This is a genomic window from Winogradskyella wichelsiae (genome assembly GCF_013403925.1).
Taxonomy (GTDB): domain Bacteria; phylum Bacteroidota; class Bacteroidia; order Flavobacteriales; family Flavobacteriaceae; genus Winogradskyella; species Winogradskyella wichelsiae.
Window position 1 is genome coordinate 820,025 of the sequence record NZ_JABFDJ010000001.1, and the last position, 16,278, is coordinate 836,302.

General features: G+C 32.5%; 18 protein-coding genes. 13 read left to right on the forward strand and 5 right to left on the reverse strand.

What is annotated here, in order from left to right; translation table 11 throughout:
- Positions 1-38 precede the first annotated feature (38 nt).
- Positions 39-1,172: a peptidogalycan biosysnthesis protein gene (locus HM985_RS03500; RefSeq protein ID WP_179374898.1), complete on the forward strand. Its 1,134-nt coding sequence runs from the start codon at positions 39-41 to the stop codon at positions 1,170-1,172.
- 61 nt (positions 1,173-1,233) lie between these two features.
- On the opposite strand, the gene HM985_RS03505 is transcribed toward HM985_RS03500, so the two are convergent.
- Entirely contained in the window at positions 1,234-1,713 is a 480-nt protein-coding gene (locus tag HM985_RS03505; protein WP_179374899.1) for an acyl-CoA thioesterase, read from the reverse strand.
- Between the two features lie 133 nt (positions 1,714-1,846).
- Here HM985_RS03505 and HM985_RS03510 point away from each other — a divergent pair, with 133 nt between their 5' ends.
- The 3 genes from HM985_RS03510 to nadD are packed head-to-tail and all read left to right on the forward strand — an operon-like array spanning position 1,847 to position 3,901.
- Positions 1,847-2,704, forward strand: a complete 858-nt coding sequence (locus HM985_RS03510) for a YicC/YloC family endoribonuclease (RefSeq protein WP_179374900.1) — start codon at positions 1,847-1,849, stop codon at positions 2,702-2,704.
- A gap of 26 nt (positions 2,705-2,730) precedes the next feature.
- On the forward strand, positions 2,731-3,321 hold the full coding sequence (gmk, locus tag HM985_RS03515; protein WP_179374901.1) for a guanylate kinase: 591 nt from the start codon (positions 2,731-2,733) through the stop codon (positions 3,319-3,321).
- Position 3,322: 1 nt separating this feature from the next.
- Positions 3,323-3,901: a nicotinate (nicotinamide) nucleotide adenylyltransferase gene (gene nadD / locus HM985_RS03520; protein WP_179374902.1), complete on the forward strand. Its 579-nt coding sequence runs from the start codon at positions 3,323-3,325 to the stop codon at positions 3,899-3,901.
- A gap of 31 nt (positions 3,902-3,932) precedes the next feature.
- Here the strand turns inward: nadD and HM985_RS03525 are convergent, their stop codons facing one another.
- The gene (locus HM985_RS03525) at positions 3,933-4,292 is read right to left on the reverse strand and encodes a YraN family protein (RefSeq protein WP_179374903.1); all 360 of its coding nucleotides are present in this window, start codon (positions 4,290-4,292) and stop codon (positions 3,933-3,935) included.
- Between the two features lie 181 nt (positions 4,293-4,473).
- Here HM985_RS03525 and HM985_RS03530 point away from each other — a divergent pair, with 181 nt between their 5' ends.
- Both HM985_RS03530 and HM985_RS03535 read left to right on the forward strand, forming a co-directional pair.
- Positions 4,474-4,776: a hypothetical protein gene (locus HM985_RS03530; RefSeq protein WP_179316638.1), complete on the forward strand. Its 303-nt coding sequence runs from the start codon at positions 4,474-4,476 to the stop codon at positions 4,774-4,776.
- A gap of 54 nt (positions 4,777-4,830) precedes the next feature.
- Positions 4,831-5,184: a hypothetical protein gene (locus HM985_RS03535; protein WP_179374904.1), complete on the forward strand. Its 354-nt coding sequence runs from the start codon at positions 4,831-4,833 to the stop codon at positions 5,182-5,184.
- Here the strand turns inward: HM985_RS03535 and HM985_RS03540 are convergent.
- On the reverse strand, positions 5,176-6,201 hold the full coding sequence (locus HM985_RS03540; RefSeq protein WP_246284945.1) for a S66 peptidase family protein: 1,026 nt from the start codon (positions 6,199-6,201) through the stop codon (positions 5,176-5,178). The two genes, HM985_RS03535 and HM985_RS03540, sit on opposite strands and share 9 nt — an antisense overlap.
- Positions 6,202-6,250: 49 nt before the next feature.
- Here HM985_RS03540 and metG point away from each other — a divergent pair, with 49 nt between their 5' ends.
- The 6 genes from metG (at position 6,251) to HM985_RS03570 (ending at position 13,497) form a co-directional block, all read left to right on the forward strand.
- On the forward strand, positions 6,251-8,335 hold the full coding sequence (gene metG / locus HM985_RS03545; protein ID WP_179374905.1) for a methionine--tRNA ligase: 2,085 nt from the start codon (positions 6,251-6,253) through the stop codon (positions 8,333-8,335).
- 170 nt (positions 8,336-8,505) lie between these two features.
- Entirely contained in the window at positions 8,506-8,976 is a 471-nt protein-coding gene (locus tag HM985_RS03550; RefSeq protein ID WP_179374906.1) for a lipocalin family protein, read from the forward strand.
- Positions 8,977-9,049: 73 nt separating this feature from the next.
- Positions 9,050-9,751 (forward strand): OmpA family protein, encoded by a 702-nt coding sequence (locus HM985_RS03555; protein ID WP_179374907.1) that lies wholly within the window; start codon positions 9,050-9,052, stop codon positions 9,749-9,751.
- An 89-nt stretch (positions 9,752-9,840) separates the two neighbouring features.
- Positions 9,841-11,958 carry a Tex family protein gene (locus HM985_RS03560; RefSeq protein ID WP_179374957.1) on the forward strand — a complete coding sequence of 706 codons (2,118 nt, stop codon included), beginning with the start codon at positions 9,841-9,843 and terminating at the stop codon, positions 11,956-11,958.
- On the forward strand, positions 11,958-12,860 hold the full coding sequence (locus HM985_RS03565; protein ID WP_179374908.1) for a histone deacetylase family protein: 903 nt from the start codon (positions 11,958-11,960) through the stop codon (positions 12,858-12,860). Before HM985_RS03560 ends, HM985_RS03565 begins: the two co-directional genes overlap by 1 nt.
- A 118-nt stretch (positions 12,861-12,978) precedes the next feature.
- Complete coding sequence (locus tag HM985_RS03570) at positions 12,979-13,497, forward strand: ferritin (RefSeq protein WP_179374909.1); 519 nt, start codon at positions 12,979-12,981, stop codon at positions 13,495-13,497.
- A gap of 294 nt (positions 13,498-13,791) precedes the next feature.
- Here HM985_RS03570 and HM985_RS03575 read toward each other — a convergent pair whose 3' ends face one another.
- Together HM985_RS03575 and HM985_RS03580 are read right to left on the reverse strand one after the other, a co-directional pair.
- Entirely contained in the window at positions 13,792-14,124 is a 333-nt protein-coding gene (locus tag HM985_RS03575) for a single-stranded DNA-binding protein (protein ID WP_179374910.1), read from the reverse strand.
- A gap of 429 nt (positions 14,125-14,553) precedes the next feature.
- The gene (locus HM985_RS03580; RefSeq protein WP_179374911.1) at positions 14,554-15,234 is read right to left on the reverse strand and encodes a Lipl32 family lipoprotein; all 681 of its coding nucleotides are present in this window, start codon (positions 15,232-15,234) and stop codon (positions 14,554-14,556) included.
- 408 nt (positions 15,235-15,642) lie between these two features.
- Between HM985_RS03580 and HM985_RS03585 the strand changes: the two genes are divergently transcribed.
- The gene (locus HM985_RS03585; protein WP_179374912.1) at positions 15,643-16,272 is read left to right on the forward strand and encodes a hypothetical protein; all 630 of its coding nucleotides are present in this window, start codon (positions 15,643-15,645) and stop codon (positions 16,270-16,272) included.
- The last annotated feature ends 6 nt before the right edge of the window (positions 16,273-16,278 follow it).

Here is a 16,278-nt window from a genome sequence, read left to right on the forward strand (position 1 = left end):
ACAGCATCAGCTTACTCTAAATTGAAAACAAAACTAATTTGCAAATAACATCTGAAGTCTTTACAACTATAGACGCTATTCCTCAATCTTATTGGGATAGCCTTAAATGCTGTACCGATATTTACTATTCACCTGAGTTTTTAAAAGCTTTTGAGTCTGCCAACACAGATATTTCTTTTAATTATATTTTCATTTTAAAAAATAGGGAAGCCATTGCCTTTGCAAACACACAAATTGTAACCATTGGTATTAAAACTATTACCAAAAACATTAGTATGTCTAATAAATTGAGATGTACGGTTAACAACATGTTTTGTAATAATCACATCAAAGTTCTATTTTGTGGGAATGTGTTTTTAAGTGGTGAATACGGCACATTTTTAAAAGATGGGGAGGATAAAATTAAAACTTTTAAAGCTTTGGCTGATGGCGCGAAAGGACTAGCACAAAGCACAAAAAAGCTGAGTACTACTTTTATTAAAGATTTTAAAAATGAATCGCTTTGCATAACCAATGAACTTAAAACTCTAGATTATGCCGCCATGCAAGTGGAGCCTAATATGATTATTACTTTAAAACCAGAATGGCATTCTTTTGAAGATTACACCAAAGCTTTAAAATCTAAATACCGAGTTAAAGCAAATAGATCTGATGCAAAAAGTGAAAGTTTACAGGTTCGTTTTTTTACTGAACAAGATATTACAAAACATAAAAATGAACTTCAAGAACTTTACCAAAACACTATTGCTAACGCTGATTTTAATGCTCAAATTCTAAATTTAAAAACTTACATTCACCTTAAAAAAGCCTTTAAAGACCAGTTTATAGTCAAAGGATATTTTCTAGACCAAAAATTAGTCGGTTTTTTATCAGCAATGCAAAACGACAAGAATCTTGATGCACATTTTATTGGTATCGATTATGAGCAAAATAAAGAATTTGCCATTTATCCTCGTATTTTAAATGACTACGTTAGATTAGGTATTGCTACAAAATCGACAAAAATTAATCTAGGAAGAACCGCTTCTGAAATAAAAAGTACGCTCGGTGCACAACCTGAAGACCTAACCTGTTATTGCAAACACAAAAGGTATTTACCTAACCAGGTTTTAAAACCGTTTATTAAAAATGTGCAGATAAAATCTTTTAAGCAACATTCTGTTTTTAAGTAAAAACAAAACCTATGAAATTATAAAAAATCGCATAGGTTTTATATTTATAAATTAAGAAATTTTAAATTCCCATAGGCTTCGGTCTTACTCCATGTTTACGCGTATCTTCTTTTGTTAACACTTTAAAACTCTCTGATTTCGGAAATTTATGAGCTAAATCTAACAGAACTTCTGGTAAACCTGATAATTTTCTTGCCTTAAGATCTATCCAACCACCTTGCATTTCGCAATACGCCAAATGGTCTCCTTTATGGTTATAAAAATTATGTTCAAACATAAAATACATACCATCTTCACTAATACCCGAAACTTCAATTGTAACTGTAATTGGAGTACCTAAAAATGATTCTTTAAAATAATACATATGTTCATAGAACACTACAGGACCTACATTATGCTTCATGATTTCTGGCATAGAAAACCCTTGCTCTGAAAAGAAAGACATCCTTGCATGACTCATAAAATTGGTATAGGCAGAATTTGCTAAATGACCATTGGCATCTACATCGCTCCAGCGAATTTCAAACTGTTTTTTGTACATAAATTTTGTTTCTGTTGTGAATTACAAAGTTATAAAACTACATTAGTTCGCCTTAATTCTCGCTAAACTATTTAATCAAATAATAAAACCATTCAATTTTGTACCTTTGCGCAACTTTAATTGCAATGCTTTAATGATACAATCCATGACTGGTTATGGGAAATCTGTTCTTCAGCTCCCAACAAAAAAGATTTCAATAGAATTAAAATCTTTAAATAGTAAAAGTTTAGACCTCAACGCTCGCATGCCTTCTATGTACAGAGCAAAAGAATTAGGGATAAGAAAACTTATTGCAAACAGCCTTGTTAGAGGTAAGGTCGATTTTTCACTTTTTGTAGAAATCACAGGTGAAGACACTAGCTCTAAAATTAACCAAACCGTAGTTAAGGAATACATTAAACAACTTAAAGAAGTTGTAGATGGTGATGCTACAGAGCTTTTAAAAATGGCCATTCGTATGCCAGACGCTATAACTACAGAGCGTGACGACATTGATGAAGATGAATGGACACTTATTAGTGAAGAAATTGACAAAGCCATTGCCAACATCGTAGAATACCGTAAGGATGAAGGCGCTACTCTAAACCAAGATTTCACGGAAAGAGTTGCAACCTTAAAACGTTTACTCGAGGAAGTAATTGCAATAGACCCGGAGCGTATTGATGGTGTAAGAGCTCGTTTAGAAAAAGGCGTTTCTGACCTTAAAGAAAAAGTAGATGAAAACCGTTTTGAACAAGAATTAGTTTATTACATTGAAAAATTTGACATCACCGAAGAAAAAGTACGCTTAGATAATCACTTAGAGTATTTTATAAAAACTTTAAATTCTGACGAATCTAACGGAAAAAAACTAGGATTTATTTCTCAAGAAATGGGAAGAGAGATTAACACCATCGGTTCAAAATCTAATTATGCCCCAATGCAAAAATTAGTAGTTCAGATGAAAGATGAACTTGAAAAAATTAAAGAACAATTATTAAATGTTCTTTAACATTAGTAAGCAAAAAACATTATACTTTGTCATACATTAAAAACGAAAAACAAGGCAAGCTTATTGTCTTTTCAGCACCTTCAGGATCTGGAAAAACAACTATAGTGCGTCACTTGTTAAACCAACCAGACCTTAATTTAGAATTTTCTATTTCTGCAACATCACGCGAAAAACGTGGTAACGAAATACACGGTAAAGATTATTACTATTTATCCATAGAAGAGTTTAAAAACCGCATTAAAAATGATGAGTTTTTAGAATGGGAAGAAGTTTACAGAGATAATTTCTACGGTACCTTAAAAACTGAAATCGCTCGTATTTGGGCACAAGGAAAACACGTTATTTTTGATATTGATGTTTCAGGCGGACTTCGTATTAAAAGAAAATTTCCAGATCAAACAATTGCTATTTTTGTTAAGCCACCAGACCTAAATGAATTGGTAAGACGTTTAAAAGAACGTGGTGAGGAAAGTGAAGACAAAATAAGCATGCGTGTTTCTAAAGCACCTGCAGAATTAGCAACTGCTCCACTTTTCGATGAAATTGTCATCAACTCTAATTTAGATGAAGCTTTAGCAAATGCTCATAAACTAGTTGCAGATTTTATAGCAAAATAATATGAAGGTTGGTTTATATTTTGGTACGTTTAACCCTATTCATATTGGGCATCTCACTATTGCCAATCATTTAGTTGAACATAGCGATTTAGATGAAATTTGGTTTGTGGTAACCCCGTTAAGTCCTTTTAAAAAGAAAAGCAGCTTACTAGACAATTACCAACGTTTAGATATGGTTCATTTGGCTACAAAGGACTATGATAAATTACGCCCGAGTGATATAGAATTTGGATTAAAACAACCCAACTACACCATTAACACTTTAACGTACCTCTTTGAGAAACACCCAGAATTTGAGTTTTCTCTCATTATGGGAGAAGACAATTTAAAGAGTTTTCACAAGTGGAAAAACAACGAAATAATTTTAGAAAATCATAGTATTTATGTGTATCCTAGATTATCGGAAGGCAAGGTTGTTAACGAATTAAAAGATCATCCTAAGGTTATAAAAGTTGAAGCGCCAATTATGGAACTTTCCTCTACTTTTATTAGAAATGAAATTAAAGCAGGAAACAATATTAGACCAATGCTCCCTAATGACGTTTGGAAACTTATAGATGAAATGGGGTTTTATCGTTAGTATAATGTCATTCTAAACAGAATCACAGCCATTAAAAATGATAAAAAGCATCTTCATAATGCGTTATTTTCTTAGTTGTTTTATTCTTTAATACGGCTGTAATATCAAAACGAGTTTCTAGATCAATAGCATTGCTTGTAATATATTCATCCATTGCTTTTACCAACAACTTAATCTTACTTGGTGTTACAAACTCTTGTGGATCTCCAAAAAAATCAGAATTTCGAGTTTTAACCTCTACACAAACCATAAAACCATTGTGTTTTGCTATAATATCTATCTCTGCTTTTTGAAACACATAATTTCGTTCCACAATTTCATATCCTTTTTTAATAAGATAATCCGTTGCCAATTGCTCTCCTAGTTGACCAAGTTCATTGTGTTCTGCCATTATTCCTGAGAAAGTAAGAATCTAAATTTCGCAAATTTTAGATTCAAAATTAAAACCTTGTACTACGCTTATATGTTCTTAAAGATAAGCAATTAAATAGTTTGAGTCAAAACCTCTTTCTTTCAAGCACATAAAATAGTACAATTAGTCCTATCTTTAATTTAATTTCAAAGTTGATAAAATGGCGAGTCATGTTAAGTGTCCTAATTGTGGTGTCTACAATACAAATGAAGAATATTGTACCCAATGTAATACGCTTTTGTCTTATAAAAAAAGACGCGAATTAGCCTTTGCTCAAGACAAAAAAGACCGTTTAGAACGCGAGCGTCTTCAAAATGAAGCTTCCCCTTCTTTCTATGAAAAGTACAAAGACCATAAATTTTTAATCGTGCGTGTTTTTGTAAAAATCACACATTCTATTTGGCTCGGTTTTATGGCTATTGGTGTATTTATCGCTTGGCTCATTACAGCAATTGCAGCATAAAGATCAAGAAATGATTAAATAAATTCTGTGTGAGCTTTAGAAAACAATAAGACTTTGAAAATATTAAAACAGCCTTTATTCTTAATCAGTGTTGGCATGGCTACTGCTATCTATATTGCAAATCGATTTGAAACACCGCTACCAAATTGGATCTATTTTTACGTGAATGACTTTCTATGTATGCCTATTGTTTTAAGTCTATGCTTGGCTGTTTTACACATCTATAAAAAAACAGAAATACTTTACGTGCCATTAGTAATCATTATGCTATTAACCACTTTTTTCGCTTTGTATTTTGAAGCCTTCCTACCAGAAACAAACGCACGCTACACAAGTGACCTTATAGATGTTGTACTCTATTTTTTAGGCGCGTTTCTATTTTATAAATTTCAAAAAAAGTTATTTTGAATATTTTAAAGTCGACTGTCCTTTACCCACAACTAATTTCACTTCTTTTCCTAATATCAACGCACGATTGTCTTTTTCGTGACCCGCAGGCATATGAAACGTAATCGGAAAATCATATTCCGATAAAGCATCTAAAATCAACTGCTCTACAGAAGTTCCCCAAAGCGTTGTGTTTTTTCGCATTCTCGTCATGTCACCAACTACAAGTCCGCTTAAATTATCAAAGTAACCCGCGCGTTTCAAGCTTTGTAACATACGATCTACATGATATTTATATTCTCCTATTTCTTCAATAAAAAGAATTTTACCATCCGTATCTAAACTTTCTTCAGAACCTAACATGGTATGTAAAATGGTAAGATTTCCACCTATTAGTTCACCCGATGCTTCGCCTACTCTATTATATTCCGATCCTTTTAAAGTATAACCTACAGGCTGACCAAAAATGGTAGATTTAAACGTAGCAACTGTTTCTTTAATGGTGCTTATATCGTTTGGTAAACTCACACACATTAAAGCATGTAACGACTGAAAACCTTCCTTATGCATTTGATTGTGCAAAGCTGTTATATCTGAATAGCCAATTAGCCATTTAGGGTTTTCTTTAAATTTGGTATAATTCAATTTATCTAAAATACGAACCGTTCCATAACCACCACGGGCACACCAAATCGCACTTATTTTAGGATCGTCCATCGCTTTTTGTAAATCGGCACAACGCTCATCATCGGTCCCTGCAAAATGATCCGCTTTACTAAACACATGTTCTCCAACAACAGCATGTAATCCCCAACTTTTTAAAAGTCGTACGGCATGTTGTACTTCATCTGCTCTATTTTTTAAAATTCCAGAGGGTGCTACAATAGCAACCGTATCTCCTGCTTTTAAATATGGTGGTTGAATTAATTTTGAAGTCATTCCAATAGATTTATTAGTTTCTATTTGGGCTTGTATTTTCGATGATATCATAAAAATAACGGTAAAAACAAGAGCCATTAAGTGTGGTCTAAAAGTCATAAATTTCGCTTTTGGTAAAAGTACATTTTTTTTCTAAATCCCTTATATATTGCGTACTTTTGTAGCCTCAAAAAATAAGAAAAACATGTCTAAAAGATATACCATAACAGCAGCATTACCATATACTAACGGCCCAATTCATATTGGTCATTTAGCCGGTGTTTATGTGCCTGCCGATATTTATTCTAGATACTTAAGATTAACAGGTAATGATGTTGCCTTTATTTGCGGAAGCGACGAGCATGGTGTGCCCATCACCATTAAAGCAAAAAAAGAAGGCGTAACACCACAGGATATTGTGGATAAATATCATGCTATTATCAAACAATCTTTTCTAGATTTTGGTATTTCATTTGACAACTACTCACGTACCTCAGCTAAAATCCACCATGATACGGCTCAAGAGTTCTTTAAAACACTTTACAAAAAAAATGAGTTTGTAGAAGAAGTTACAGAACAATTATACGATGCAGAAGCCAATCAGTTTTTAGCAGACCGTTTTGTAACAGGAACTTGCCCTAAGTGTGGGAATGAAGAAGCTTATGGTGATCAATGTGAAAGCTGTGGATCGAGTTTAAATGCTACAGATTTAATAAATCCTAAATCAGCAATAACAGGAAATGTACCAAGTTTAAAAGAAACTAAGCACTGGTTCTTACCTTTAAATAAGCATGAAGAATTTCTTCGCGAATGGATTTTAAAAGGGCATAAAAAAGACTGGAAACCTAACGTTTATGGTCAGGTTAAATCTTGGATCGATGATGGTTTACGTCCACGTGCCGTAACTAGAGATTTAGACTGGGGAATTCCGGTACCTGTTGAAGGTGGCGAAGGAAAAGTACTTTACGTTTGGTTTGATGCGCCAATTGGTTACATCTCTGCAACTAAAGAATGGGCAGAACGCGAAGGTAAAAACTGGGAAGATTACTGGAAAGACGAAGACACTAAATTGGTGCATTTTATAGGAAAAGATAATATTGTATTTCACTGTATCATTTTCCCTTCTATGTTAAAAGCTGAAGGTTCTTATATTTTACCAGAAAACGTTCCTGCAAATGAGTTTTTAAACTTAGAAGGTCAAAAATTATCGACTTCTAAAAACTGGGCGGTTTGGTTACCCGATTATTTAATAGATTTCCCTAATCAGCAAGATGTGTTGCGTTATGCTTTAACTGCAAACGCACCAGAAACGAAGGATAACGATTTTACTTGGAAAGATTTTCAGGCAAGAAATAATAATGAATTGGTAGCAATCTTCGGAAACTTTATTAATCGCGTGGTTGTTTTAAGTAATAAATATTACGATGGCATTATTCCTGCACCTTCTGATTATTTAGAAATTGACGAAGAAACTTTGGCTGCTGTAAAAGCATATCCTGCTGTAATTTCTAGCTCAATTGAACGTTACCGTTTTAGAGAAGCGAGCCAAGAATTAATGAATTTAGCACGACTAGGAAATAAATACTTAGCAGACGAAGAACCTTGGAAAACAATTAAAACAGATGAAGCACGTACCAAAACAGTAATGTTTGTGGCTTTACAAATTGCTTCTGCCTTAGCTGTTTTATCTGAACCCTTTTTACCATTTACTTCAGATAAGTTAAAAGGTATTTTAAATATGAATGACAATGGTTGGGAAGATGTTTCTACTAAAGACATTCTTATTCCTGCATTACATCACATAGGAAAAGCAGATTTGTTATTCTCTAAAATTGAAGACGAACAAATAGAAGCGCAATTAGAAAAATTAATTGCTAGCAAAAAAGCGAACGAAGCAGCAAATAAAGTGATTGAGCCACAAAAAGACGAAATTGTATTTGAAGATTTTACAAAATTAGATTTACGTGTCGGAACCATTATTGAAGCTGAAAAAATGCCTAAAACCAAAAAACTTTTAGTCTTAAAAGTAGATACAGGTATTGATAAACGAACTATTGTTTCTGGAATTGCTGAAAGCTTTTCACCAGAAGATGTTATTGGCAAACGTGTTACTGTTTTAGTGAACTTAGCACCTCGAAAATTAAGAGGTGTAGAAAGTCAAGGAATGATTTTAATGACCGAAGACGAAGGTGGAAATTTAGTCTTTGTTAATCCAGACACCGATGGTGTAAATAATGGACTTCAAATAAGCTAATTACATTTACCATAGGTATTAAATTTATATAGGTTTCATTTTATAAAGACTACAAAATGGAACCTATTTTATATTCCTATTTTTGCTAATGCATCAATATTTTTTTCTTTACAAGTAAGAAAACCTTTGTCTTTAAACTAATTTTGACCAAAATCATTATTTAAAAGACTATGAAAAAACTAGCAATATTGTGCTTAACAGTCTGTTTTTTGGCTTGTGGCACATCAAAAACAGTACGTCAATCTAAAAAAACAATTAAAGGAGATTGGTCATTAACATCCGTAAAATATTCTGCTATTGGAGATTTAAAAATCACGCTTCTTAACGATGCTGAAAAAGCCTGTTTCGAAAATAGTAAATGGCAATTTATACCCAATAACAATACCGGAACATATACACTGTCTGGAATGAACTGCGATACAGATCAACGTAATTTCTCATTTACAATAGACGAGGTAGACGAAGATACTGGCTTGTATAATTTTCTATTAAAACCTACAAACGAGAAAGGAAAATCGGAAACCAATGTTGGATACCGTATGGATTTAACAGCACTTTCCGAAACTTCAATGCAATGGGAACAAGTCTTGACTCTAGATGGAAAACCCATTACCATTACTATGAATTTCACAAAAGCATAAAACAAAATGTTCAAAAAATTATCATTGAAAGAAATGATGATAGTGAACATCAATCATAAAAAAAGATAAATACATGAAAAATTATAAATCGAATATAGCCTTAACCTTATCACTAGTTTTAGTATTAATGACAAGCTGTAAAGCTGTAGACAATGCAAATAACAAACAAAAAGGTGGAGTCATCGGTGCAACGGGCGGCGCCCTTTTAGGTGCTATCATAGGAAATAATGTTGGTAGCGGAAACAATAGCGAATTAGGAGCTGTAATTGGCGGTGTTGTTGGTGGAGGTGCTGGTGTTTTAATCGGGAATAAAATGGATAAACAAGCTCAAGAAATTGAACAAGAAATCCCTGGTGCAACTGTAGAGCGCGTAGATGATGGTATCGTCTTAACCTTTGATGAACAAAGTGGTGTTTATTTTGATACCGAAAAATATAACGTTAATAGTAAATCACAAGAAACACTTAATAAATTAGCAAGTGTATTTTCTGAATATCCAGAAACTAATATTCTGGTCGTTGGTCACACCGATAGTTCTGGTAATGATGCTTATAATATGACTCTATCTAAAAACAGAGCTGAAGCTGTAACTAATTATTTAATGGCTAAAGGTTTAAGTAGTGGAAGATTTACAACCCATTGGTTTGGAGAAGAGCAACCTATGTATGATAATACAACAGCAGAAGGACGTTCTAAAAACCGACGTGTTAATATCGCTATTGTACCAAATGAAACTATGGTTAAGGATGCCGAAAAAGAAGCTGGGACTAATTAATAACTTTTATTAAAACTATTCGGCTATTTCAGCGGAGTTAAATATATTACAGACCTTATAATTTTAAATTTATAAGGTCTTTTTTTATGATGATAAAATATATAGTTCAACACACGCAATTAGCAGAAAAAAATATAAAAAGCACCATTCAATTACTGAATGAAGACTGCACCATACCTTTTATTTCACGCTACAGAAAAGAAGCTACAGGAAACTTAGACGAAGTACAGATTGGAGACATCGTTAAATATAAAGAACAATTTGAAGCTTTAGAAAAACGAAAAATAGCCATTTTAAAAGCTTTAGAAGAACAAGATGTTTTAACGGACGAACTAAAACAAAAGATTGAAAAAACACAAGATCTCATAACGCTTGAAGATCTCTATTTACCCTACAAGAAAAAACGGAAAACAAAAGCAGAAACAGCTCGTAAAAATGGTTTAGAGCCTTTAGCAAAAATCATCATGAGTCAAAAAGCAAATGATATCGAATCTATCGCATACAAATATGTAAAGGGAGATATTAAAACGACAGATGAAGCTTTAGAAGGTGCAAGACACATTATTGCTGAATGGATTAATGAACGAGCAGATATTAGAAATAGTTTAAGAAATCAATTAGAACGACAAGCTCAAATTTCTACTAAAGTTATAAAGACGAAAAAGGAAGATGAGAAGGCACAGAAATTTAGAGATTATTTTGATTGGTCGGAGTCCTTATCTCGTATTCCTTCCCATAGACTACTCGCTATCCTAAGAGCAGAAAGCGAAGGTTTTATTCGTTTTAAAATTGAAATTGACGAAGTTAGAGCCTTAGAACTTATTGACAACAGAATTATACGAAGTCAGAATGCTTGTGCAGACCAAATAGAATTAGCAATATCAGATGCTTATAAACGTTTATTATTTCCGTCGTTGAGCAAAGAAACTTTAAATAATGCCAAAGACAAAGCAGACGAATCTGCGATTACGGTTTTTGCAAAAAATCTAAAACAATTATTATTAGGGTCACCTATAGGAGAAAAGTGCGTTTTAGCGATAGATCCGGGTTTTAAAAGTGGTTGTAAAGTGGTTTGTTTAGATGCTCAAGGGAATTTAAAACATAATGAAACCATATTTCCACATCCACCCCAAAATGATAGTATTGGTGCTATTAAAAAGATTTCGTCTTTAGCGGAAGCTCACAAAATTGAAGCCATTGCTATAGGAAACGGAACAGCATCTAGAGAAACTAAAGCTTTGATTCGTAAAATTCATTTTAAAAATGATTTAGAAGTCTTTGTGGTTAGTGAAGCTGGTGCTAGTATTTATTCGGCATCCCCAATTGCTCGTGAAGAATTCCCTAATTATGATGTTACCGTTCGTGGTTCGGTTTCTATTGGTAGAAGATTGCAAGATCCGCTGGCCGAACTAGTAAAAATTGATGCAAAATCCATTGGTGTAGGGCAATACCAGCACGATGTTGACCAAGCCAAGCTTCAAAAACAATTGGATACGGTTATAGAAAACTGCGTAAATGCTGTTGGTGTAAACATCAATTCTGCTAGTAAACCTTTATTGAGCCATGTCTCTGGAATTGGACCTAAATTAGCTGAAAATATTTTTGATTATAGAGTAGAACACGGTGTTTTTAAATCACGAAAAGACATTTTAAAAGTACCGCGTTTAGGAGGCAAAGCTTTTGAACAAAGTGCTGCATTTTTAAGAATCAAAGGCGCTAAAAATCCACTAGACGATTCTGCTGTACATCCAGAAAGCTATGCTATTATAAAAAAAATGGCTAAAGATGAAGGTGTTTCGCTTCAAGAATTAATTGGTAATAAATCAAAACTTCAAAATATTGATTTAAAAAAATATGTATCTCAAGAGGTTGGTTTGCTAACGCTTCAAGATATTATTAAAGAATTAGAAAAGCCAGGTTTAGATATTAGGGAAAAAGCTAAGGTTTTCACTTTTGATCAAAATATAAAAACGATTACCGATTTACACGAAGGACAAACACTACCCGGAATCGTAAATAACATCACTAATTTTGGTTGTTTTGTAGATGTTGGCATTAAGGAGAGCGGTTTAATACATGTATCTAATTTGTCTGATAGTTTTGTCAAAGATGTTAATGAACACGTGCAATTACATCAACAAATTATGGTGAAGGTTTTAGAGGTTGATGTGACTAGAAAACGAATTCAATTAAAACTTATTAAATAATGCTAAAAATAGCGTTTCACCCAATATACAGACACCATGTACCCGAAAGTCACCGCTTTCCTATGGAAAAATACGAGTTGTTACCGCAACAGCTTTTGCACGAAGGAACTTGCGATCAGGATAATTTTTTTGAACCAAAAAAACCAAATGACAAACACATTCTGGCTGTTCATACACCAGAATATTATTACGATTTGGTAAATTTAACACTAGATCAAAGAGCTGCACGGAAAATAGGATTTCCACTGAGTAGAAATTTAATTAAGCGAGAAGTTATTATAGCTGATGGTACCATAAAAGCAAGTGAATTTGCAGTGCAGTATGGCATTGCCATGAATATTTCAGGTGGTACACATCATGCCTTTACAGACCGAGGTGAAGCCTTTTGTTTATTACACGATCAAGCTATTGCTGCACGATATCTTCAAAGTAATAGCTTAGCTAAAAAAATTTTAATTGTAGATTTAGATGTGCATCAAGGAAATGGAACAGCCGAAATATTTGAGAATGACACGTCTGTTTTTACCTTTTCTATGCACGGAAAAAACAACTATCCTTTTAAGAAAGAGCAAAGTGATTTAGACATCGCGTTAGAAAATAATACAGATGACACCACGTATTTAGAGCTATTAAAAGCAACGCTTCCAAAGTTAATAGACAAAGAACAACCCGATTTTATTTACTACTTATGTGGTGTAGATGTTATAGCTTCAGATAAATTAGGGCAGCTTAGTTTGTCCATAGAAGGGTGTAAAGCCAGAGATCGTTTTGTTTTAGAACAGTGCAAGCTTAATCAAATCCCTGTAATGTGTAGTATGGGAGGTGGCTATTCACCAGATATAAAAAAAATTGTTGATGCGCATGCTAACACATTTCGATTAGCTCAAGATATTTTCTTTTAGCGATAACCGTTCTGTATCGAAATGCCTATTTTGCTAATAAGCAGTATTAAAAGCAAATTCACCCAAATATTTTATCAAAGGATGAAGTATTCTTATATTTGAATTAAAACACCACACTATGTTATCAAAATCAATTGAAGCCGCATTAAATAAACAAATTAGAATTGAAGCAGAATCGTCTCAAGCTTATTTAGCTATGGCAATTTGGGCGGAAGTTAAAGGATTAGAAGGTATTTCTAATTTTATGTACGACCAATCGGACGAAGAACGCGCACACATGTTAAAACTTGTAAAATTTGTTAACGAGCGTGGCGGACACGCACATGTTTCGGAATTAACAGCACCTAACGTTACTTTTGAGTCTTATAAATCTATGTTTGAAAAGCTTTTAGAACACGAAATTTTTGTTTCGGAAAGCATCAATGACCTAGTCCATATTTCTTTGCAAGAAAAAGATTATGCCACGCACAACTTCTTACAGTGGTACGTTGCAGAACAAATTGAAGAAGAGGCTACAGCAAGGACTATCCTTGATAAAGTAAAAATGATTGGTGATGATAAAGGTGGCTTATATCTTTTTGATAGAGACATTCAACAACTTACAGTAAGCTCAGCAGCAGAAACTCCAGGTATATAAATGTTAAATATTATTTAGATTAAATATAAATAGTTATTTTTGTTCTATTGATTTTTTATGCAATGGGCAAAAAGAAGAAAAATAAGAAGTTAAAGAAAGAACGTATTAAAGTTCTTGAAGCTACAGGATTAGATACCTTAAATAAGGTAAAATCTAAATGCTGCAAGAAATTTAAGAAATCAGAAAACAAGCGTTGTAAAAAATGTCCTTGTTTTGATTTGCTTAAAAAAGTAGCATAAATATGAAACCCAAATGACAATAGTAATAATTGTCATTTGGGTTTTATAATTTCAATTATTTACCTAACATTAATAGCTCGCTACAAACAATCTCTGTAATATAGCGTTTAACCCCGTCTTTATCTTCCCAAGATCTTGAGGTCAATTTTCCCTCAATAGCAACTTCTTTACCTTTAGTTACAAACTTTTCTACAACCTCTGCCGTTTTACCCCAAGCCACAACATTATGCCATTGTGTATCGGTTACCTTTTCTCCTTTAGCATTTTTATAGGTTTCGTTTGTAGCTACTGAGAATTTTGCTAATCTTTTTCCAGATTCAAAATTGGTGATTTCTGGGTCATTTCCTAAGTTACCAATCAACTGTACTTTGTTTTTAAGTGTATTCATAATATCTAAATTTAATGGTTAAACAGTTAATACTATTGAACCTAAATCGATTCAACACTGCAAAGATGTAATGACTGACAAATAATATTCGGTAGTTACCTATTTACATTCGTTTGTAATTACTTGTAATCGTTTAAAAACAGGTAAACGACTATTAAACTTAGCTTTTAAGGGAGTTTTTAAATTATTATAAATGTTGGGATTAAGAGACTTCTATTTTTAAAACCTGATTTTTTATACATATCAAGGACAATTATGTAAATAAGGAAACCCTTTAATTAGCTAAAATAGACTCAAAAATTAATTATAGTAGCCACAAAAAATAATCAACAATTTAGAACATCCAAATACAACAAATGGCTAGAAATTAAAACACCTCTTTATTTACATAAAGAGGTGTCTACTAAAATACGAATGTCTGTATTTGTATTATAGTCCTTTTAAAAGTTCTTCGATAGTTTTAGCCATTACAACACCTGGTAATTTTACCGGAGCCGCAACTTCTGCTAAAAATGTTCCTTTAACTTCACCTGTTTTATAAGTTGTAAAACCAATACGGTATAAACCAGCAGTTAAAGCGTTTGTAGGGCTACCTACTTCACTTTTATATCTTAATAAAGAGTTGTAACTGCTTCCACTAGGTTGCTTTGGCATTTCACTACTATCATCGTTCCTAGCAAGTGTAGTCCAAGTTGCACTTTTAGCAGCTTCTTCTGTAATATCCTCTTTTTTGAAAATAGTAGAACGCTCTAAAGTAATGTAAGTATCAAAATAATCACTAGAAGATTCGTTTGCTTCATAAGCCTCAGACTTAATAGCATCTTTAACTTTAGTTTTTGCAACAGGAGAAAGCATTCTTACACCCAATTCTGGTGCAACAGCAGGAACCCATAAATAAATGTAATAGAATTTTTTTCCTTCTATTACTTCATCTTCATTTCCTTCAGAAGCATATCCTAAATAAGAGATAACATCTGTGTAAGGTACTTTAATTGTTTTTGGTCCAATTTTCTTTTCAACTGAACTTCCAAACTTTTTTAATTTTTGAGCTTCTGCATTAAATACACAACAGAAAGCGAATACTGATAATACGAGTAATTTAATTTTCATAATTGTTTAGGTGATTTTTAGTTAATTTATAGACATTCGTTATTTATTTTAATTTAAAGGCGACAGTTAATTTATGAGCTACCTAAATTGAAGGTCATTAACTTTAAACACTGAACCTATACTTTGGTCTGTTTCTAACATTTCTATGCAAAATTATACCAACTAACTCTTCGGTATAACCCTTAATTTAGTAAAAACAAAAACCCTGAAAACAGGGGCATAAATATATTTAACTCATAACTAATAATGTATAGTTTTTAAATTTATATAAAAAATTATAAGTAGCTCATTAACTAGTCTTTGGTACTAATAGAAGTTAATTATATATTCTCTATTCAAAATTTATTTACTAAATTAGGTCCTCAACACGTTAAAGCGTATTAATCTTAATTTAAACTTACCTTGTTTATGTTGTCTAATGAAGAAATTGGTAACCAATTAAAAAGTGAATTAGAAATCGCTATTTCTGAATATAAGTCATCCAATAAATTTAAAAAAACTGAAAAAGTCTTTAATAAATTAATGTCTTATGATTTTGATGAATACAAAAGCGACTTAAAAAAGAAGGTTGTAAAGAAAATTAAAAAGAGATGGACAAATCCTAAAGAAGGGATAAACCCAGAACAAAAATTAGATGCCATCTTATTTGAACACGAATTCCCGCAAGAAAAAGATCAAAAAACCAAACTATACGGAATTATTAATTGGAAGAAAGAAACCATTAAACATGTAAAGGTTAAAATGGGATTCTCTTATGATTTCGCTGACGGATTAGAACAAATTAAAGGTCTAAAAACTCAATTCTTTAATCCATTTGTAAAAAAGAAATTAGGGAAATCTTATTATGAAAATGGGGTTTTAATTACCGAAGACAGAGAGCTAGCAAAATGTTTTCAACTCAAAGGAATTATAGCCATTCATGAAGTATTTAATGAACTAAATGACAAAAATGCTTTTGATAAAATAAACAAAAACGAGAATTTTCATTTCGTTTTTGGCGAACATGATGATGAATACTATTTAATTCTATCCATATAAAATTCA